The sequence below is a fragment of the Streptomyces phaeolivaceus genome (assembly GCF_009184865.1).
In the GTDB taxonomy this organism is placed as follows: domain Bacteria; phylum Actinomycetota; class Actinomycetes; order Streptomycetales; family Streptomycetaceae; genus Streptomyces; species Streptomyces phaeolivaceus.
The window spans coordinates 7,695,294-7,714,529 of the sequence record NZ_CP045096.1 but is presented as its reverse complement, the minus strand read 5'-3'; the positions used below and the strand labels follow the sequence as shown (position 1 = coordinate 7,714,529).

Genomic DNA, 19,236 nt, shown 5'->3' with positions numbered 1-19,236 from the left:
CCGCCGCGTGGGCGCGACCAGCCACAACGGCGAGTCAGCCAACCGACAGCGGAGTTCACGGCACCCCCGTCACCGCCCCCCGTCCCGCACCCGCGAAGACCCCAGCACATGCGAGATCTCCAACCCCGTGCGCACCACCATCGGCCCCACCTCCCGCACCCGCGCCGGAGTCATCCGCGTGGTGAGCCCGGAGACACTCACCGCGCCGACCGCCGCGTCCGTGTGGTCGAACACGGGCGCGGCCACACACCGCACCTCGGGCTCGTTCTCCCGGTCGTCGATGGCGTAGCCCTGTCGGCGGACCCGGTCCAGTTCGACGCGCAGCCGCTGCGGATCGGTGGTCGTGTGCGCGGTGACCGGCGGCATCCCGGCGGCGACCACCACCCGGAACTCCTCCTCCCCCAGCCAGGCGAGGATGGCCTTGCCCACGGCGGTGCGATAGGCGGGGACCCGGCTGCCGACCCGGGAGGCCATCCGGACGTTGGTCTCGTTCTCGACCTTGTCGATGTAGACGATGTCCGGCGCCTCGTACACCACCAGGTGGCAGGTCTCCCCCACCGCGTGCTGGAGCAGCCGCAGCGGCTCGGTGGCCACGGTCCGCAGATCGAGCGAGGACAGATAGGCCTGGCCGAGCCGCAGCGTGCCGTGCCCGAGCCGGAACCACCCCGTCTCCCGGTCACGGACCAGCAGATCGGCCTCCAGGAGCGGCGCGGCGAGCCGCAGCACCGTGCTCTTGTTGATGCCGAGTTCCTCGGCGAGCCGGGTCAGCGAGATGCCCCGGCCGTTGCCGGCGTGGTCGCGGATGTACTCCAGGACGGTGAGCGCCCGGCGCAGCGAGGACGCCTGGTTGCGGCGGGCGGGGGCTCCCGGGGTGGTGGTCATGTCGTACTCCTCGGCAGCAGTCCACGGGCGACGGTGTCGCGGGCGGCGGCCAGATGCCGTCCGGCGCGGGCGAGCGAGACCTCATGATGGCCGGGGAACAGCGCGTCGACGTCGAGCGCGGCCAGCAGGGTCAGACTCGCGGCGTACTCGGGGACCCGGCAGTCATGCAGATTCTGCAGGGAGACACGGCCCCCGGTGAAGACGCAGTCCCCGGAGAAGAGCCCCCGGTAGTCAGGGGTGCGCAGGTGGTAGCAGAGGTGTCCGTCGGCATGACCGGGGGTCGCGACGGCCCGCAGGACCACACCGCCGCCGAGGTCGATCTCCTCGCCGTCGGCCATGGCCTCGACCTGCGGGCAGGGGGCGAGGGTGTAGTCGGCCGGGTAGTACCCGGCGGCCTTGCCCCGGTCCAGGCTGACGCCCTGCTCGTCGCCCGCCGCGATCCAGGCCGCGGCCTCGGCGCCGGCCCGCACCCGCAGACCGGGCAGCCGCTCGGCGAGCGCGGCGGCTCCGCCCGAGTGATCGGCGTGGCCGTGGGTGAGGAGGAGATGGCCGGGGTCGGCGCCGGTGGCACGGACGGCGCGCACGATGGCGTCGGCGGACCGGCCGGCTCCCGCGTCCACGAGCGCGCTGTGCCGCGCGCCCCGCACCAGATAGACGTGACAGTCCAGCGGGTCGGTGAGATCGAAGCCGTACGCACCACTGGCGACGAGCGAGACATGGCCGGTCAGCCGCATGGCGACCCTCCTGCTTGAGTTGCTGAAGACGACGAGGACGACGACGGGGGCGGAAGCCGGGGCGGGACGGCCGGTCGGCCGCGCGACACCCTTCCCCCGCCCTCCCCAACGCCGCCGCCGGGCAGGAGGTGACCCCCAGCCGCACGACTCCCCTCCCCTCCTCGTCCCGAGGCCCCCGTCCGCGTCTCCGTCCCCCGCGTCTCCATCCCCCGCACCGCCGCCACGACGATCCGCGCCGCCAGTTCCACCTCCGCCAGTTCCACCGACTCCGCCGCCGCGTGGGCGTCCGCGACCGAGCCCGGTCCGAAGACCACGGAGGGGATGCCGGCGCGGGCGAGCTTGCTGGCGTCCGTCCCGAACGGCATGCCCCGGGCCTCGGCCGGCCGGCCGTGGGCGGCGAGGGCCCGGCACAGGGCGGTGACGATCTCGGCGTCGGGCCGGGTGTCGAGCGCCGGGTCGACGGTGAACGGAGGGTCGACCTCCGCCCCCAGCGCGGCGAGTTCGGCACGGTCGTCGCGCCAGACGGTGTCGAGGTCCTCCCCGGGGAGCGTCCGGCGGTCGACGTCCGCCTCGCAGCCACCGGCGATGGTGTTGGGGCCGGTGCCGCCCCGGATCCGGGTGACCGAGCGGGTGGCGGGCCCGAGCAGCGGATGCGGCGGCACCCCCGGAGGGTGGTCCGCGAGGTGGGCGAGGACCGGCCCCATCAAGGTGATCGCGTTGACGGCCTCCTCGGGCCGTGAACTGTGCCCGGCGCGCCCGGTGGTGCGCACGGTGTAGCGCACCACCCCCTTGTGCGCGACCGCCGGCACCAGCGCCGTCGGCTCCCCCACGACCGCCCCCACCACCGCACGCCCCCGGAGCGTGTCCACCAGCCCCAGCACGCCCCGGTACGCGTGCTCCTCGTCGCACACGCCCGCCAGGACGACCGTGCGCGGCGGCGGTTCCCCGGCCGCGAGTTCGGCGACGGCCAGCAGGAACGCGGCCAGCGGCCCCTTCGCGTCACAGGCACCCCGCCCGTACAGCAGCCCGTCCCTGACCTCGCCCTCGTACGGCCCGACGGTCATCCCGTCCGTCTCGACCGTGTCGAGGTGCGACTCCAGCAGGACCGCCTCCTCGGACAGCCCCGGTACGACGGCGACGACATTGCACCGCCCCGGCAGCACCTCGTGCAGCTCGGCCGGCACCCCCCGTCCCGCCAGCCATTCCCGCACATACTCGGCGACCGCGGTCTCGCCCCCGTCGCCCGCCCCGTCACGGGGGTTGACGCTCGGGATACGGACGAGTTCCCGCAGCAACTCCTCCACGCGGTTCGTCGCGGCCGTCATGTCCGGCGCTCCCTCGCATAGACCAGCAGCAGTCCGATGATCAGCACGCCGAGCACGACCTGCCGTACGCCCTCCGAGAGGTTCCAGGAGGTGAGCAGCGCGGTGAGGAGCGTGAGCAGGAGCGCGCCGCCGACCGTGCCGAGGAGGTGTCCCCGGCCGCCCAGGATGGAGGTGCCACCGAGGACCACGGAGGCGATGGACAGCAGCTGGTACGGGTTTCCCATGGTCAGCGAGCTGGTGCCGGTGAAGCCGAGCAGGACCAGGCCCGCGACCCCGGCGAGGACCGCGCACGAGACGTACGCGGTGAACGCCGTGGACACGACCGGCACGCCCGACGCACGGGCCGCGTCCTCGCCCGCGCCGAGGGCGAACGCGTACCGGCCGGTGCGGGAGAGGTGGAGCAGCCAGAAGGCGACGGTCGTGACGACGAGCCAGAGCACGAAGGCCCAGGGGACGCCCAGGAGGCGGCCGTTGGCGAGGGTGTCCAGCAGGGGGACCTGTGCGGAGCTGGGTGATCCGTCGGTGTAGACGAGCAGCGCGCCCGCGAGGATCGTGCCGGTGGCGAGGGTCATCACCATCGGCGGGACGCGCAGCCACACCACTCCGGCCGCGTTGACCGCGCCCACGAGCGCGCTCAGCAGCAGCGCCACGAGGACGGCCGTCGCAGCGCCGCCCGTGCCGGAGGCGACCTTGGCGCACACGACGGCCGAGAGCGCCACGACACCGGAGACGGACAGGTCGATGCCGCTCATCATGACGACGAGGGTCTGACCGACGGCGACGATGCCGAGGAACGACGCCGTCTGCACCAGATAGCGGAAGTTGGAGACGCTGTCGAAGCCGTCCGCGAAGAGGATCGCGGCGAACCAGGTGACGGCCAGGACACCGAACGCCCAGGTCGCTCTGGAGGTGGGTAGCGCCAGGCTGCTCATACGGCCGCCTCCCTCGTGAGGTACGTCTTCAGGGCGAGCGCCACCACGAGGATCACGCCCTGCACGATGAGCTGGTAGAAGGGCGAGATCCCGGTGAAGAGGAGCAGGTTGGTCAGCAGGCCGATGACGAGCGCGCCGAGGACCGTGCCGCGCATCCGGCCGACCCCGCCGAAGAAGCTGATGCCGCCGAGCACGCACGCGGCGATCGAGTTGAGTGTGTACGGGGCTCCGATGGTCGGGTCCGCCGAGCCGGTCTGGACGGCGAGCCCGATCCCGGCGAGCCCGGTGAAGGCGCCCGCCAGGGCGTACCCGGCGATCTTCACGCCCCGGGTGTGCAACCCGCTCGCGTAGGCGCCGTGTTCGTTGCCGCCGACGGCGTAGAGGGCGAGCCCGTGCCGGGTGGTGCGCAGCAGCCGCCACAGCCCGAGGACCACCGCGACGGTGACGGCGGGGAGGGCGACGCCGTTCCAGCCGTTGTTGTACGCGTCCACCAGCCCGGCGGGCACCTGTCCCCCGGGCTGCGGCAGCACCACCAGGGTGGCCCCGCCCCACAGGAACGAGGCGGCGAGGGTCACCACGATCGGCGGGAGCCCGGCGTACGCCACGAGCGCCCCGTTGACCGCGCCCGCCGCGACCGCCACGCACAGCGCGAGCCCGGCCGCCGCGAGCACTCCGCCCGCGCCCTGGGCCTCGTAGGTCGCGAACACGGCCATGGCGAGCGCCAGCACGGCCCCGAGCGAGAGGTCGATGCCGCCGAGCAGCATCACCGTCGTCTGCCCCGCCGCCGCCAGGATCAGCGGCAGGAACTGGGCGGACAGGATGGTGATCGAGGCGGGCGTGAGCAGGCTGGAGTCGTAGTGCTGGTACGCGGCCAGCACCAGCAGCAGGAGTGCCGCGAGCGCGAGGAGATCGGTGTTGCCGCGCGCGGCGACGGCGAGACGCTCACGCATGGACCACGCTCCCCGTGCCGGGGGCGTCCGTGGCCGAGGTCCCCATGACCGAGGCCCTGACCAGGTTCTCCTCCGTCAGGTCCGGCCCGGTGAGACGGTCCACGACCGCCCCCTCGTACAGGACGGCGACCTCGTCGCACAGGCCGACCAGTTCCATGGTGTCTCCGGAGGTGACGAGCACCGCGAGGCCTTCGTCGGCGAGGCGGCGCAGCAGGTGGTAGATCTCGCGCTTGGTGCCGATGTCGATGCCCCGGGTCGGTTCGGCGAGCAGCAGCACCCGGGGCTCGGTCGGCAGCCACTTGGCCAGCGCGACCTTCTGCTGGTTGCCGCCGGAGAGCCGGCGGGCCTCCTGCGCCGGAGAAGCCGTCTTGATGCGCAGGCGTGCGATCAGATCGTCGACGAGCGCGGTCTCGGCGCCGCGCGCGACGGTGGTGAGACGGCTCGCGGGGGCGAGCGAGCGCATGCTGGGGAGCGCGAGGTTGGCGCGCACGCTGCGTGCGGTGTGGACGCCCTCGGTCTTGCGGTCCTCGGGCACATAGGCGATACGGTGCCGGATCGCGTCCCGGGGCGACGACAGCCGCACCGGCCGCCCCTCGAAGGTGACGTCCCCGGTGTGCCGGGCCAGCCCGAACAGGGCCCGCAGCACCTCGCGTTGCCCCTGCCCCTGAAGCCCGCCGAGCCCGACGATCCGCCCGGAAACGAGATCGAGGTCCACACCGGCGCAGGCACGCGGGACGGTGAGTCCACGCACCCGCAGCAGGGGGCCGCCGGCGCCTTCGGCGGGGGCCGTGGCGTCGGCCTTCGCCGGGAACAGATCCGACAGTTCCCGCCCCACCATCAGCCGCACGATGTCGTCGTGATCGGTGTCGGCCCGTTCCCGGGTCGCCGTGACGGCACCGTCCTTCAGTACGGTCAACCGGTCGCCGATGGCGAAGAGTTCACCCATCCGATGGCTGACCAGGATCACCGACCCGCCCTGGTCACGCAGTTCGCGCACCACCCGGAACACGGCCCCCACCTGGTCCTCGTCCAGCGCGGAGGTGGCCTCGTCGAGGATGAGCAGCCGGGGTTCACCGGCCAGGGCCTTGGCGAGTTCGACGAGTTGGCGGCTGCCCAGCGGCAGCCGTCCGACCGGGGTGCGCGGGTCGACGTCGAGGCCGACCCGCGCGAGCAGCGGCCGGGCCCGTGCCGCGAGGTCACGGCCCCGGACCAGGCCCCGGCGGCTGGGCCAGGCGCCCAGGAACACGTTCTCCGCGACGCTCTGGTGCGGGTTGAGGCTCAGCTCCTGGTGGACGGAGCCGACCCCGGCGACCCGGGCGTGGTGGGGAGACCACGCCCGGGGGACAGGGGTGCCGTCGTGGACGACCCGGCCGGAGTCGGGGGCCAGGAGCCCGGTGACGAGGGAGAGGACGGTGGACTTGCCGGCCCCGTTCTCCCCGACCAGGGCCAGCACCTCCCCCGGTTCGACGTCGAAGCTGACGTCCGTGAGCACCCGGTTGCCCGCGAACGACTTCGACACCTTCTCCACGCTCAGCAGCGGCACGGTGGTCACCCGCTCACTTGCCGATGAGCTTGTCGATGTCGGCCTGCGGCAGGTCGTTGATCGGGTACGAGTCGTCGGCCTGGTCGGGCTTGGCGTAGTCGCCGAGGTTGTCGTCGGTGATCTCGGGCAGCGGCACGTCGATGTCCTGGGGGACGTCCACGCCCTCGCGCTTGGCCACGGCCGCCTCCAGGGCGATCACGGAGAGGTAGTTGGGCTGGGCGGTGGCCAGCGAGGAGAACCCTTCCTTCTGCTTGCTCTGCCAGAGCTTCAGGAAGCCGTTGTAGTTCTCGCCGGTGATCGGGACGAGCTTCTTGTCCTGCTTGACCAGGGTCTGCAGCGCGGCGGCCGAGAGCGCGCCGCCCTGCGAGAACACACCGTCGATGTCCGGGTGCGCGGAGTAGGCGGAGGCGAAGGCCTGGGCGGCCGGGGCGAGGTTGTACTCGCTGTGCACATTGCTGACGATCTTGATGTCGGGGTACTTCTTGAAGACCGTCTCGGCCCCCGACCAGCGGTCCTCGCTCACGGCGACACCGGCCGGCCCGTTCATGGCGATGATGCTGCCCTTGCCGTCCAGCTTCTTCGCCAGCCACTCGGCCATCATCGAACCCCAGGCCTTCTGGTCCGTGCCGACCCGGATGACCTTCGTACTGGTCGGCAGCGAGTCGAAGGCGACGACGGTGATACCGGCGGCGACGGCCTGCTCCAGCGCCGGGTTGAGCGCGGTGGAGGAGCCCGCGTCGACGAGGATCACGTCGTACTTCTGCTGGATCATCGCTCTGATCTGCGCGATCTGCTGCGAGGTGTCTCCGTTGGCGTTGAACGTCTTGAACGACGACACCTTGCCCGCCGACTTCAGCTTGTCGACGTCCGTCTGAAGCATCTTCAGGGTCTGCTGCATCCACGACGGGGTCAGATAGATCGTCGACCAGCCGACCTTGAGGTCCTTGGCCGACGGTGCGGACGAGGCGCTCTTGTCGGCGCCGGCTGATGTGCTGCCGGACTCGACGTTGCAGGCGGTGACCCCGGTCAGTGCGCAGAGAGAGGCGGCCACGGCCAGCGCGCCACGTACGGAACGTGCGTTCATCGAAGTTCCTCAAATCCCTCGAAAGGTGCCCGTGCCGCCGAAACGGCCCGGATGGCAGGTGAGTTGGGGAAGGGGCTTTCGCCGGGATCCGGGCACAGGAACATCGCTGTCCCGGCCGTGGGGGGGGCGGTTCGCCCGGTGAGGACCGGTCTGTTGAGACGGGAAGGTAGGAGCTGGGCGAGCCCGCGCACCACCTCTGCAACACAGAATTTCGCATTGCACAACACACCCGCTCGTGGGGCTACAACCCGACAACGCGGGGAGCCACAAGCCCACGATCCCGTTCCACCGCCGTGCGAACTCCCGTCGTTCCGCCGAGGTGCTGTCCCGGGCGACGGGGACGGGGACGGGGACGGGGCAGACGTGGTCGACCCGGGCGGCGAGTTCGGCGGCGGCCCTCGGGGACGACGAAACGGATGTCCGGGTCGTCGGCCCGGAGCTGGCTGGCGTCACCGCAATAGGTCTGGCCGGCGAGGACGTCCCCGCCGGCCAGTTCCTTGATGTAATCGTTGCCCGTGAAGCGGCGGATGTGACCGCCCCGGAAGCGTGCCTCGACCTGCTCGCAGACGGTGCGCGAACGCCTCGTTCAGGCCGGACGCGGATCCTCCGCGTGGGCGCGACCAGCCACGACGAACCTTCTTCAGCCGTCGACGAACCCTCAGCCCAACGAAGTCATCACATGCTTGATCCGCGTGTAGTCGTCGAACCCATAACCCGAAAGATCCTTGCCGTACCCGGACTTCTTGAACCCGCCGTGCGGCATCTCCGCGACCAGCGGAATATGCGTGTTGATCCACACGCACCCGAAGTCCAGCGCCTTCGACATCCGCATCGCCCGCGCGTGGTCCTTCGTCCACACCGACGAGGCGAGCGCGTACTCCACCCCGTTCGCCCAGCCGACCGCCTGCTCCTCGTCGACGAACGACTGCACGGTGATGACCGGCCCGAAGACCTCCTTCTGGACGATCTCGTCGTCCTGCTTCAGCCCGGAGACGACGGTCGGCGCGTAGAAGTACCCCTTCTCGCCCACCTGGTGACCACCGGCCTCGACCTTGGCGTGGGCCGGCAGCCGCTCGATGAACCCGGCGACCTGCTTGAGCTGGTTGGGGTTGTTCAGCGGACCGAACAGCACGTCCTCGTCGTCCGGCTGCCCCGTCTTCGTCTCGGCCGCCGCCTTCGCGAGCGCGGCCACGAACTCGTCGTGGATGCCCTCCTGGACGAGGACGCGGGTCGCGGCCGTACAGTCCTGCCCGGCGTTGAAGAAGCCCGCCGCCGAGATGTCCTCGACGGCCTTGGCGATGTCGGTGTCGGCGAAGACGACGACCGGCGCCTTGCCGCCCAGCTCCAGGTGGACGCGCTTGACGTCCTTGGCCGCGGACTCGGCGACGGACATACCGGCCCGCACGGACCCGGTGATGGACGCCATCGCCGGAGTCGGGTGCTCGACCATCAGACGCCCGGTGCCACGGTCGCCCGTGATCACGTTGAAGACGCCCTTCGGCACGATCGCCCCGATGATCTCGGCGATGAGGACGGTCGACGCCGGCGTGGTGTCCGACGGCTTCAGCACGACCGTGTTGCCCGCGGCGAGCGCGGGCGCGAACTTCCACACGGCCATCATCATCGGGTAGTTCCACGGCGCGACCTGGGCGCAGACACCGACCGGCTCACGGCGGACGATCGACGTCATCCCCTCCATGTACTCGCCGGCCGACCGGCCCTCCAGCATCCGGGCGGCACCCGCGAAGAAGCGGATCTGGTCCACCATCGGCGGGATCTCCTCGGAGCGGGTCAGCCCGATCGGCTTGCCCGTGTTCTCCACCTCCGCCGCGATGAGTTCCTCGGCCCGCTCCTCGAACGCGTCAGCGATCTTCAGCAGGGCCTTCTGGCGCTCGGCGGGGGTCGTGTCGCGCCAGGCCGGGAACGCGGTCGCGGCGGCGGCCATGGCCGCGTCGACATCGGCCTGGCCGGACAGGGGCGCGGTCGCGTAGGCCTCGCCCGTCGCGGGGTTGACCACCTCGGTGGTCCGTCCGTCGGCGGCGTCACGGAATTCCCCGTCGATGTAATTGCGCAGACGACGCAGCTCGGTGCTCACTGCCGGCCCTCCAGATGTGGGTGTCCAGGTACGGGTGTCCATTCCTTGAGACACCACCCTAATCCGCCCACCCACGTTTTCAACACCCCCGACACCTCACCTACTGCGAAATCCGCACGCTACAAGCCCGTAAACAACGAATTTCATCGATCCAGCCTTGCGGAACTGTCGAGACGTCGTGCACAGTGACCTCGTGGCCAGTCGAAGCGCAGACCCGAAAGACTCCAAGGAGCCCAGGAACGGCACTCCGCAGCTGGACGCCGTCTCGCTCGCCATCGTCGAGCAGCTCCAGGAGGACGGCCGCCGGCCGTACGCCGCGATCGGCAAGGCCGTGGGCCTCTCCGAGGCGGCCGTGCGCCAGCGCGTCCAGAAGCTGCTCGACCAGGGCGTGATGCAGATCGTCGCCGTCACCGACCCGCTCACCGTGGGCTTCCGGCGGCAGGCGATGCTCGGCATCAACGTCGACGGCGATCTGGATCCCGTGGCGGACGCGCTGACGGCCATGCCGGAGGTCGAGTACATCGTGATCACCGCCGGCTCCTTCGACCTGATGGCGGAGGTCGTCTGCGAGGACGACGACCACCTCCTGGAGGTCGTCAACAAGCGCATCCGGACCCTGCCCGGCGTGCGGTCGACGGAGAGCTTCGTCTACCTCAAGCTCAAGAAGCAGACCTATATGTGGGGAACCCGATAACCGTGAGGACGCGATAACCGTGAGCCCCAAGGACCTCAGCAAGACCGCGTACGACCACCTGTGGATGCACTTCACCCGCATGTCCTCGTACGAGAACTCCCCGGTCCCCACCATCGTCCGGGGCGAGGGCACGTACATCTACGACGACAAGGGCAAGCGCTACCTCGACGGTCTCGCCGGTCTCTTCGTGGTCCAGGCCGGCCACGGCCGCGTCGAGCTGGCGGAGACCGCCTTCAAGCAGGCGCAGGAGCTGGCCTTCTTCCCTGTGTGGTCCTACGCCCATCCGAAGGCCGTCGAGCTGGCGGAACGTATCGCCTCCCACGCTCCGGGCGACCTGAACAAGGTCTTCTTCACCACCGGCGGCGGCGAGGCGGTCGAGACCGCCTGGAAGCTCGCCAAGCAGTACTTCAAGCTCACCGGCAAGCCGACCAAGTACAAGGTCATCTCCCGCGCGGTCGCCTACCACGGCACCCCGCAGGGCGCCCTGTCCATCACCGGCCTGCCCGCCCTGAAGGCCCCCTTCGAGCCGCTCGTCCCGGGCGCGCACAAGGTCCCGAACACCAACATCTACCGGGCACCGCTCTTCGGCGACGACCCGGAGGCCTTCGGCCGCTGGGCCGCCGACCAGATCGAGCAGCAGATCCTCTTCGAGGGCCCGGAGACGGTCGCGGCGGTCTTCCTGGAGCCCGTGCAGAACGCCGGCGGCTGCTTCCCGCCGCCGCCCGGCTACTTCCAGCGGGTCCGCGAGATCTGCGACCAGTACGACGTGCTGCTGGTGTCGGACGAGGTCATCTGCGCCTTCGGCCGGCTCGGCACGATGTTCGCCTGCGACAAGTTCGGCTACGTCCCGGACATGATCACCTGCGCCAAGGGCATGACCTCGGGCTACTCCCCGATCGGCGCCTGTGTCATCTCGGACCGGCTCGCCGAGCCCTTCTACAAGGGCGACAACACGTTCCTGCACGGCTACACCTTCGGCGGCCACCCGGTCTCCGCGGCTGTCGGCCTCGCCAACCTCGACCTGTTCGAGCGCGAGAAGCTCAACCAGCACGTCCTCGACAACGAGACGGCGTTCCGGTCCACGCTGGAGAAGCTCCACGACCTGCCGATCGTCGGCGACGTCCGCGGCAACGGCTTCTTCTACGGGATCGAGCTGGTCAAGGACAAGGCGACGAAGGAGAGCTTCGACGACGCCGAGACCGAGCGCATCCTCTACGGCTTCCTGTCGAAGAAGCTGTTCGAGAACGGCCTCTACTGCCGTGCCGACGACCGCGGCGACCCGGTCGTCCAGCTCGCGCCGCCGCTGATCTCCGACCAGTCGACCTTCGACGAGATCGAGCAGATCCTGCGGGCGACGCTGTCGGAGGCGTGGACCCTGCTGTAACCCGCGCCCCGCACACGCGTTCCGGTGGGCGAAACGGCCCGGGACGCCCCCATCCGAGTGAGATGGGGGCGTCCCGGGCCGTGTGCTGTCCGGCCCCCGCCACCCTGACTCCCTAGCGTGCCCCTGTAACCGATCGGCCCTGCCTTCGTTCCCCCGGACGGGGGACTCCCCCGGCACAACCTGATCCGAACCGAGGTGTACGCCCATGGTGGCCCCGCCGGACAACGACGTGCTCTGGGCACGTGGTCTGACCTACGCGCACGACGGCTCGCCCGCTCTGCAAGGCGTGTCGATGGGTGTCCGGGAGGGCGAGATCCTCGCCGTCACCGGCCCGCGCGGCAGCGGAAAGACCACGCTCCTGCGGTGCCTGTCCGGACAGCTGCGGGTGCAGCGGGGCGAGGTGTGGTTCAACAGCGTTCCCGTGCACACGATGGGGCCGCTCGCCCGGGAACGGCTGCGTCGCGACCGCTTCGGCTGGATCGACCCCGAGCCGGTCCTCGTCCCCGAGCTGAACGCCTGGGAGAACACGGCCCTGCCGCTGATGCTGCGCGGCACCGGGCGCCGGGCCGCCAAGGCCGCGGCCCTGGAGTGGCTGGAGCGCCTCGACATCCGTGACGCGGCCCGCAAGCGCCCGCACGCCCTCCTCCAGTCCGAGCGCCAGCGCGTGGTGGTCGCGCGCGCCCTGGTGGCCGCCCCCACGGTGCTCTTCGCGGACGAACCGACCGCGTCCCTCCACCGCGCCGAGCACACCCACGTCCTGCGCACCCTCACCACGGCGGCCCGCTCCCACGCCATCACGGTCGTCCTCGCCACCCACGACCCCGAGATCGCCACCCTCGCCGACCGCACGCTGCCCCTCCTGGACGGCCGCCACGTGAGAACGGTCCACCTGCCCACACCCCCTCAGGGCGAGACCCCCACGGCGACGGCGGGCAGCCCCACCACCGAAGCCACGGGCCGCCGCCCCGCCCGGGAAGGCGCAGGCCGACCCGTCGGCGAACACACCGGCCGCCCATCCGCCGCCGACACGCCGGCCCCCACCACCGGCACGGCTGCCGACACCGAAGGGCGGCGCGCGGCGGGCGCCCAAGGGGAGCACGCGACCGGCGCTGAAGGGGAGCGCGCGACCGGTGGCGAGCGGGAGGACCGGGCCGGCGCCGTCGGAGACGATCGCGCCGCCGTCGAAGGGGAAGGCCGGGCCGCGTGCTCGCTCTCCGTCTAGCCCGCCGGGCCCACCCCGTGGTCCAGCTGCGCCGGCTCCTGGTCGCCGCGGCCACCGGCGGTACGGGCTTCCTGCTGCTCTGCGCCCTCGGGCACGCCATGACCCACCCGCACGCCCCGGCCGGCTCCGTGCTGCGCCTGGCCTGGTGCGTGGCGCCCGCCGCCGCCACCGTGTACTTCGCGGTGACGGTGGCCCGTACCGACCCCGGCACCCGCCCCCGCCCCGGCCTCTCCGCGATCGGCCTCGGCCCCGGCCGACTGATGGCCATCTCGGCGGTCACGACCGCCCTGTCCACCGTCCTCGGCTCCCTCCTCGCCCTGCTGTTCTTCCTCCATCTGCGCGGCGACCTGACGGGCATGCCCTTCGACGGCGCCGCCGCCGACGTCCTCGCCGCCGGTCGCCCCCTGCCCCTCCCGGCCGCCCTCACCCTCCTCGCCCTGGTCCCGGCCGCCGCCTCCCTCACGACCGCGCTCGTCCTGCGCCCCGAGGACACCGCCGCCCGCCCCGCCGGACCGCGCACCCGCTTCATGGCCTACGACACCTTCGCCATCGCCCGACGGGCCGCGTCCCCGGCGGGCGCCACGAGGTACGAGGAGGAACCGGACGAGGAGGCCGCCACCCCCACGGCCCCCGCGCAGCCGCCGGAACCGCCGGCGCCGCGCCCCGCCCCCGGCGGCCTTCCGTGGGGCGTCGCCGTGCTCGCCGTGGGCCTCGCCGTCGAGACGTACGCCGGACAGTCCGACCACGCCTCCGGCCTCGCCCTCCCCGGCGGCTTCGCGGACAGCCCCGCCGGAGTCCTCGGCGGCTGGCTGCTCACCGCGCTGGGCCTGATCCTCGTCGGCCCCGGCCTCACCCATCTCACCGGACGCCTGCTCCAGTCCGTACGCCCCGGCGCACTGCGCCTCCTCGCCGGGCGCGTGCTCCAGGAAGAGGCCCGGCGCATCGGGCGCCCGCTCGGGGTGGTGTGCGCGGTGGCCTCCGGCGCGTACGCCATGATCACGCTCTCCTCCGGGGTGCGCCCCGCAGTCGGTCCGCTCACCCTGCTGGGCGCGCTCGTGGTGACCGGCTGTGCCGTGCTCACCCTGGCGACGGCCGTCGTCGAGTCCCGGCGGGCGCACGCGGACACCACGGCCGCGCTGGTACGGCTGGGGGCGCCCAGCGCACTGCCCCGGCAGGCGGTCCTGCTCCGCGCGGGCGCCCTGCTCGCCGTCTTCGGTCCCCTGACCTGGACGATCGCCCAGCTGGCCGCACTGCCCCTGGCCGCCTGACGGCGTACCGGAAAACTCGTACGAAAAAATCCGGGCGCGCCGATGAGTTCCGCAGCGGCCCCCGGTCTACCCCTCCGAACGGACCGAAACCGATCGGCCATCCACCGGGAGAGACCTCGCCATGTACCAGCAGATGATCTTCGTGAACCTGCCCGTGAACGACCTCGACGCCTCGAAGAAGTTCTTCACGGAGCTCGGGTACGCGCTCAACCCCCAGTTCAGCGACGAGAACGCGGCGTCGGTCGTGATCAGCGACACCATCGTGGCGATGCTGCTCACCAAGCCGTTCTACTCCACCTTCACCCAGAAGGAGATCGCGGACGCCACGAAGACCAGCGAGGTGATGCTCTGTCTGAGCGCCGAGAGCCGCGAGAAGGTCGACGAGCTGGTCGAGAAGGCGGTCGCCGCCGGCGGCACGGCCTCGGAGAAGGTCCAGGAGATGGACTTCATGTACGGCCGCGCGTTCGACGACCTCGACGGCCACACCTGGGAGGTCGTCTGGATGGACCCGTCCGCGATCCAGGGCTGAACCCCCGCTCGTTCCGCACCCCGCGCCCGCAAGGGGCGCGGGGAACGGCGCGAGCAACGTTCGACGGAGGTCCGGATCGCCCTGGTGGACCGGATCGAGGAGGCCCCGGAAGCCTTGGCCCGCCTCAAAGCCGACCGTTCAAACGCTTCTTCGGATTGACAGTGCTTATGGCCCGCTTATAAACCTGTGAGGCACATGGGGAAGCCGCCCCTCCGGCGGCCCTCCGCCACCCCCACTCCCCCTGTGCTTCCCGTGAAGGGCAAAAGTGTCCATAATCCCCCGTACCGTGCGGACTTCACGCTATGTCGGTGTTGTCATCGCGTCCGCCGCACTCGTGTTCGGCGCCGCCGGCAACGCCATGGCCTGCAGCATCAGGGACTTCTCCGCCGTCGCCGGGTGCGACGGTGACAAGGGCGTCATCCGTGTGACCGACGTCGACCCCCTGGGCGTCAAGGCCGAGATCACCGTCTACCTGGAGAACAACGGGGCAGACCTGCGTCAGGTCGGCAGCAAGACCATCGAGAACTCCACCGCCGACGGTGTCACCGTCACCTTCGAGGAGGACTGGGAGCCGGAGGCCGAGTACCGGATCCATGTCACGGCGGCGGAGTACGTCGACGAGGACATCACGCCCAACCTGATCACCCCCGCGAAGGCCTGCGGAGCGGACGCGGACACCCCGCCGGCCGCCTCCAAGAGCCCGGAGAAGCCCGCCGACGACGAGGGCACGGAGGACCGGGAGGACAAGGGCAAGGACGAACCGTCCGAGACCAAGAACTCCCCCACTCCGTCCGCGTCCGAGGGCACCACGCCCGTGGGCTCGAACGACAACAACGCCCCCTCCCCCGAGGGCGACTCCGACCTCGCCGAGACCGGTGGCGACTCCAACACCGGCACGATCGCCGGTGCCGCGGCGGCCCTGGTCGCCCTCGGCGCCGGTTCCGTGTACTACAGCATGCGGCGGCGTGGGGCCTCCACACGCTGATCACCGCTGGTCAGGGCCGTGTGGCCCGTACCCCCGCACCACGGGGGTACGGGCCACACGCCCGCCCGTCGACCCGCGCTCACCGGGTCGCGCCGACCGGTCGTACTCAGCCGAACGTCGCCCGCCGCAGCCAGAAGTCCAGCAGCCCGCGATCGCCCAGCACCTCCAACTCCCCGGCGTCCGGCGGCAGTCGGCGGTAGAAGGCGAGCAGCACCTCGGTGAGGGGCCCGCGCAGCGCGACGGTCGCCTTCTCGTGTCCGTGCCGCCAGCGCACCACGTCCTCGGTCAGCTCGACCACCCACTCGGCGTTCACCTCGGCCGACGTGTCCGTGGCGTGGAGATGGATGCTGCGCCCCGGACCGCGCAGTTCGGCCGCCTCGTCGTGCGGCATGGTCCGCTGCACGAACTCGACGATCTCCAGCCACTCGTCGATCGCGTCGGCGGCGATCTCCGGCGCCACCTCGACCGGCCGCCCCACGGTGAGCGCCGCGTCGGCCCCGTGGACGACCTGTTCATGGGCCATCCGGCGGGCCCAGAACCCGGCACTGTGCTCCCAGCCCCACGACCACACCGGCGCCCCGGGCCCCGCCTCGCGCAGCGTGGCGACGACCGCCTCGCCGGTCTCCGCGAGCCACGCGTCCAGCGCGGCCGGGTCGCCCTGCTTCTCCGGGCCCTCGTACAGCGGGACCTCGGCCTCGGGCACCTCCTCGACCGCCCGGGTCCGTACGTTGAGTTCGACCCAGCGCAGGGCACCGCCGGTGTGCCGTACGAGCTGCTCCAGCGACCAGTCGGGGCAGGTCGGCACGGTCGCCGACAGATCGGCGCCGGAGGTCACGATGTCTCTCAACCGCCGTACCTGGAGGTCGATCTCGGCGCAGTAGCGCTCATGCCTGTCCCGGGGTTCTCGCGTACGCATCGCCATGGTGCCGCACCCTATGCGGCCGGGCCCGCCCCCAGCACGACGATTTCGGCCGGGTCGAAGCCCACGCCGACCTGGTCCCCGGGCTCCGGCGCGTCCCGCAGCGCGCACGCCGCCTCCAGGCGCGGCGCGCCCTCGGGCTGGAGGTGCACGGCGACATGGGTGCCCCGGAAGGTGCGCGCGGCCACGGTGCAGCGCAGCCCGTCCGCCACCTCCACCAGGCGCACCCCGGCGGGCCGCACGAGCAGCGCGCACGCCCCCTGGGGCGAGCCCTCCGGCACCGCCACCTTGCCCCACGCCGTGTCCGCGACCGCCCCGGTCACGGTCGCCTCGACCACGTTGTCGAAGCCGAGGAAGCGGGCCACGAACTCGTCCACCGGCCGCTGCCACACCTCCAGCGGCGTGCCGGACTGGGCGATGCGCCCGTCCCGCATCACCACGACCCGGTCGGCCAGCGCGAACGCCTCCCCCTGGTCGTGCGTGACCGCCAGCACGGTGGTCCCCAACTCCCCGAACAGCTCCCGGAGTTCCACGACCAGCCGCTCCCGCAGCGACCGGTCCAGCTGGCCGAGGGGCTCGTCGAGCATCAGCAGCCGGGGGCGCGGGGCGAGCGCCCGCGCCAGCGCGACCCGCTGCTGCTCACCACCGGACAGCTCCCCGACCCGCCGGCGCGCGGCCCCGGGCAGCCCGACCAGCTCCAGCAACTCCCGCACCCGTACGGCCCGTTCGTCCTTCGCCGCGCCATGCATCCGGGGGCCGAAGGCGACGTTGCCCGCCACGTCCCGCTGCGGGAAAAGCTGATGGTCCTGGAACATCAGGCCCACTCCGCGCTTGTGCGCGGGCACGCCTCCCTGGTCCTTCCCGTCGAGCAACACCCGCCCGCCGTCGAGAGGTTGGAGCCCGGAGACCACCCGCAGCAGCGTCGACTTCCCGCTCCCGCTCGGCCCCAGCACGCACACGATCTCGTGCTCGGCGACCTCCAACTCGACCGCGTCGAGCACGGGCCGCCCGTCGAACCGCACGGTCGCGTCCTCAAGCCTGAGCAGCGCCATCAGAACTCCCCCATACGATCACCACGGTCACCGCTGCCGGTACTGTCCGTACGGAGACGTTCCAGCACCAGCAGGGCCACCGCGCACACCACCATCAGAATCGTCGAAAGGGCCATCGCCTGGCCGTAGTTGAGTTCGCCGGGGCGGCCGAGCAGCCGGGCCACGGCGACCGGGAGCGTCGGGTTGTCGGCGCGCGCGATGAACACGGTCGCCCCGAACTCCCCGAGCGACACGGCGAAGGCGAACCCGGCCGCGATCAGCAGCGCCCGCCGCACCAGCGGCAGATCGACCTCGCGCCACACCCGCCACGGCGACGCCCCGAGCACGGCTGCCGCCTCCCGCAGCCGTTCGTCCACCGCGCGCAGCACGGGCAGCATCGTCCGTACGACGAAGGGGACGCCGACCAGGGCCTGGGCGAGTGGCACCAGGATCCAGGAGGACCGCAGATCCAGCGGCGGCTCGTCCAGCGCGATCAGGAACCCGAAGCCGACGGTCACCGCGGACACCCCGAGCGGCAGCATCAGCAGCGCGTCGAAGCCCCGGACGAGCCGGCCGGCCCGCCGGGTGAGCGCGGCGGCGGCGAGCCCGCCGATCAGCAGGGCGATGGCGGTCGCGACAGCCGCGTACCGCAGGGAGTTCCCGACCGCCTCGATCGGTGCCACCAGGAAGATCCCGCTGTCGTCGCCGGTCAGCGCCCTGTAGTAGCCGAGCGCCGACCCGGACGACGTATCGAACGACCGTTCCACCAGCACACCCAGCGGCAGCAGGATCAGCAGCACGACCGTGGCGAGGACCCCGCCCAGCAGCGCCCACTGTCCCGCCCCGCGCGGTCGCCGGGCCGTGAGCGACGCGTCCACCAGCCGCAGCGCGGTCTCCCGCCGCCGTACGGTCCACGCGTGCACGGCGAGGATCAGCCCGACCGCGACGAACTGCACCAGCGTCAGCACGGCGGCGGCGCCCAGGTCGAAGATCTCCGAGGTCTGCCGGTAGATCTCCACTTCGAGCGTGGCGAAGGTCGGCCCGCCGAGGATCTGCACCACCCCGAACGAGGTGAAGGTGAACAGGAAGACCATCAGCGCGGCGGCGGCCACGGCGGGCGCGAGCGCCGGGAGCGTGACCCTCCGCCAGGCGGCGAGCGGGGACGCCCCGAGCATGCGCGCGGCCTCCTCCTGCCGGGGATCGAGCTGCGACCAGAGCCCCCCGACGGTCCGTACGACGACCGCGTAGTTGAAGAACACATGCGCGAGCAGGATCGCCCACACGGTCGTGTCCAGCCGTACGCCCCACAAGTCGTCGAAGAGCCCTCCCCGCCCGACGAGCGCCAGGAACGCCGTGCCGACCACCACGGTCGGCAGCACGAACGGCACGGTCACGATCGCCCGCAGTATGTCCTTGCCCCTGAAATCGAAGCGCGCGAACACATACGCGCCGGGGAGCGCGATCAGCAGCGTGAGCGCCGTGGAGACGAGCGCCTGCCAGGTGGTGAACCACAGCACATGCCGGATACCGGAGTCCGCCAGCACCTCCCCGATCCGCCCGAACCGCCAACCACCGTCCGCCTTCAGCCCCCGCACGACGATCGCGGCGACGGGATAGGCGAAGAACACCCCGAAGAACGCGACGGGCAGGGCCATCAGC

General features: G+C 71.7%; 16 protein-coding genes and 2 pseudogenes. 6 read left to right on the top strand and 12 right to left on the bottom strand.

Translation table 11 applies throughout. The annotated features are described in order from the left end of the window. Nucleotides 1-69: 69 nt before the first annotated feature. The 9 genes and pseudogenes from F9278_RS35580 to F9278_RS35540 all read right to left on the bottom strand — a co-directional run bounded on the left by F9278_RS35580 (nt 70) and on the right by F9278_RS35540 (nt 9,545). Nucleotides 70-882, bottom strand: coding sequence for an IclR family transcriptional regulator (locus F9278_RS35580; protein WP_152171957.1), 813 nt, complete (start codon nt 880-882; stop codon nt 70-72). Further along, the gene (locus F9278_RS35575; protein ID WP_152171956.1) at nt 879-1,616 is read right to left on the bottom strand and encodes an MBL fold metallo-hydrolase; all 738 of its coding nucleotides are present in this window, start codon (nt 1,614-1,616) and stop codon (nt 879-881) included. Before F9278_RS35575 ends, F9278_RS35580 begins: the two co-directional genes overlap by 4 nt. Continuing rightward, a complete protein-coding gene (locus F9278_RS35570) occupies nt 1,607-2,941 on the bottom strand; it encodes a M20 family metallopeptidase (protein WP_152171955.1) in 1,335 nt (444 codons plus the stop codon). The genes F9278_RS35575 and F9278_RS35570 overlap by 10 nt, the downstream gene beginning before the upstream one ends. Next, entirely contained in the window at nt 2,938-3,873 is a 936-nt protein-coding gene (locus F9278_RS35565; RefSeq protein ID WP_152171954.1) for an ABC transporter permease, read from the bottom strand. Before F9278_RS35565 ends, F9278_RS35570 begins: the two co-directional genes overlap by 4 nt. Continuing rightward, nucleotides 3,870-4,823 carry an ABC transporter permease gene (locus F9278_RS35560; RefSeq protein ID WP_152171953.1) on the bottom strand — a complete coding sequence of 318 codons (954 nt, stop codon included), beginning with the start codon at nt 4,821-4,823 and terminating at the stop codon, nt 3,870-3,872. Before F9278_RS35560 ends, F9278_RS35565 begins: the two co-directional genes overlap by 4 nt. Continuing rightward, entirely contained in the window at nt 4,816-6,375 is a 1,560-nt protein-coding gene (locus tag F9278_RS35555; protein ID WP_152171952.1) for a sugar ABC transporter ATP-binding protein, read from the bottom strand. The genes F9278_RS35560 and F9278_RS35555 overlap by 8 nt, the downstream gene beginning before the upstream one ends. A 4-nt stretch (nt 6,376-6,379) precedes the next feature. After that, nucleotides 6,380-7,450, bottom strand: coding sequence for an ABC transporter substrate-binding protein (locus tag F9278_RS35550; protein ID WP_152171951.1), 1,071 nt, complete (start codon nt 7,448-7,450; stop codon nt 6,380-6,382). Between the two features lie 267 nt (nt 7,451-7,717). After that, nucleotides 7,718-8,021 (bottom strand): annotated as a pseudogene (locus F9278_RS47630) (spermidine/putrescine ABC transporter substrate-binding protein); the annotation flags it as partial. An 87-nt stretch (nt 8,022-8,108) separates the two neighbouring features. After that, the gene (locus tag F9278_RS35540; RefSeq protein ID WP_152171950.1) at nt 8,109-9,545 is read right to left on the bottom strand and encodes a gamma-aminobutyraldehyde dehydrogenase; all 1,437 of its coding nucleotides are present in this window, start codon (nt 9,543-9,545) and stop codon (nt 8,109-8,111) included. 178 nt (nt 9,546-9,723) lie between these two features. Here F9278_RS35540 and F9278_RS35535 point away from each other — a divergent pair, with 178 nt between their 5' ends. From F9278_RS35535 to F9278_RS35510, 6 genes and pseudogenes are all read left to right on the top strand, one after another. Continuing rightward, nucleotides 9,724-10,239 carry an Lrp/AsnC family transcriptional regulator gene (locus F9278_RS35535; RefSeq protein WP_193241779.1) on the top strand — a complete coding sequence of 172 codons (516 nt, stop codon included), beginning with the start codon at nt 9,724-9,726 and terminating at the stop codon, nt 10,237-10,239. A 19-nt stretch (nt 10,240-10,258) separates the two neighbouring features. Then, nucleotides 10,259-11,623, top strand: a complete 1,365-nt coding sequence (locus F9278_RS35530) for an aspartate aminotransferase family protein (RefSeq protein ID WP_152171948.1) — start codon at nt 10,259-10,261, stop codon at nt 11,621-11,623. 205 nt (nt 11,624-11,828) lie between these two features. Further along, a pseudogene (locus F9278_RS35525) lies at nt 11,829-12,548 on the top strand (ABC transporter ATP-binding protein); the annotation flags it as partial. 278 nt (nt 12,549-12,826) lie between these two features. After that, on the top strand, nt 12,827-14,113 hold the full coding sequence (locus F9278_RS35520; RefSeq protein ID WP_152171946.1) for a hypothetical protein: 1,287 nt from the start codon (nt 12,827-12,829) through the stop codon (nt 14,111-14,113). A gap of 121 nt (nt 14,114-14,234) precedes the next feature. Further along, nucleotides 14,235-14,642, top strand: a complete 408-nt coding sequence (locus tag F9278_RS35515) for a VOC family protein (protein ID WP_152171945.1) — start codon at nt 14,235-14,237, stop codon at nt 14,640-14,642. A 265-nt stretch (nt 14,643-14,907) separates the two neighbouring features. Further along, on the top strand, nt 14,908-15,627 hold the full coding sequence (locus tag F9278_RS35510) for an LAETG motif-containing sortase-dependent surface protein (protein ID WP_152171944.1): 720 nt from the start codon (nt 14,908-14,910) through the stop codon (nt 15,625-15,627). Nucleotides 15,628-15,733: 106 nt separating this feature from the next. Here the strand turns inward: F9278_RS35510 and F9278_RS35505 are convergent, their stop codons facing one another. From F9278_RS35505 to F9278_RS35495, 3 genes are read right to left on the bottom strand one after another with little or no spacing between them, the layout of a single operon-like run. Further along, nucleotides 15,734-16,549 (bottom strand): maleylpyruvate isomerase family mycothiol-dependent enzyme, encoded by an 816-nt coding sequence (locus tag F9278_RS35505; protein ID WP_226967092.1) that lies wholly within the window; start codon nt 16,547-16,549, stop codon nt 15,734-15,736. 11 nt (nt 16,550-16,560) lie between these two features. Next, nucleotides 16,561-17,598 (bottom strand): ABC transporter ATP-binding protein, encoded by a 1,038-nt coding sequence (locus tag F9278_RS35500; protein ID WP_152171943.1) that lies wholly within the window; start codon nt 17,596-17,598, stop codon nt 16,561-16,563. Beyond that, on the bottom strand, nt 17,598-19,232 hold the full coding sequence (locus tag F9278_RS35495; RefSeq protein ID WP_152171942.1) for an ABC transporter permease: 1,635 nt from the start codon (nt 19,230-19,232) through the stop codon (nt 17,598-17,600). Before F9278_RS35495 ends, F9278_RS35500 begins: the two co-directional genes overlap by 1 nt. Between the last annotated feature and the right edge of the window lie 4 nt (nt 19,233-19,236).

Excerpts from the sequence above, each read along its gene's own strand:
- F9278_RS35500 (WP_152171943.1), bottom strand. The coding sequence starts at position 17,598 with ATGGCGCTGCTCAGGCTTGAGGACGCGACCGTGCGGTTCGACGGGCGG.
- F9278_RS35550 (WP_152171951.1), bottom strand. The coding sequence starts at position 7,450 with ATGAACGCACGTTCCGTACGTGGCGCGCTGGCCGTGGCCGCCTCTCTC.
- F9278_RS35570 (WP_152171955.1), bottom strand. The coding sequence starts at position 2,941 with ATGACGGCCGCGACGAACCGCGTGGAGGAGTTGCTGCGGGAACTCGTC.
- F9278_RS35560 (WP_152171953.1), bottom strand. The coding sequence starts at position 4,823 with ATGCGTGAGCGTCTCGCCGTCGCCGCGCGCGGCAACACCGATCTCCTC.
- F9278_RS35580 (WP_152171957.1), bottom strand. The coding sequence starts at position 882 with ATGACCACCACCCCGGGAGCCCCCGCCCGCCGCAACCAGGCGTCCTCG.
- F9278_RS35575 (WP_152171956.1), bottom strand. The coding sequence starts at position 1,616 with ATGCGGCTGACCGGCCATGTCTCGCTCGTCGCCAGTGGTGCGTACGGC.
- F9278_RS35565 (WP_152171954.1), bottom strand. The coding sequence starts at position 3,873 with ATGAGCAGCCTGGCGCTACCCACCTCCAGAGCGACCTGGGCGTTCGGT.
- F9278_RS35495 (WP_152171942.1), bottom strand. The coding sequence starts at position 19,232 with ATGGCCCTGCCCGTCGCGTTCTTCGGGGTGTTCTTCGCCTATCCCGTC.
- F9278_RS35505 (WP_226967092.1), bottom strand. The coding sequence starts at position 16,549 with ATGGCGATGCGTACGCGAGAACCCCGGGACAGGCATGAGCGCTACTGC.
- F9278_RS35515 (WP_152171945.1), top strand. The coding sequence starts at position 14,235 with ATGTACCAGCAGATGATCTTCGTGAACCTGCCCGTGAACGACCTCGAC.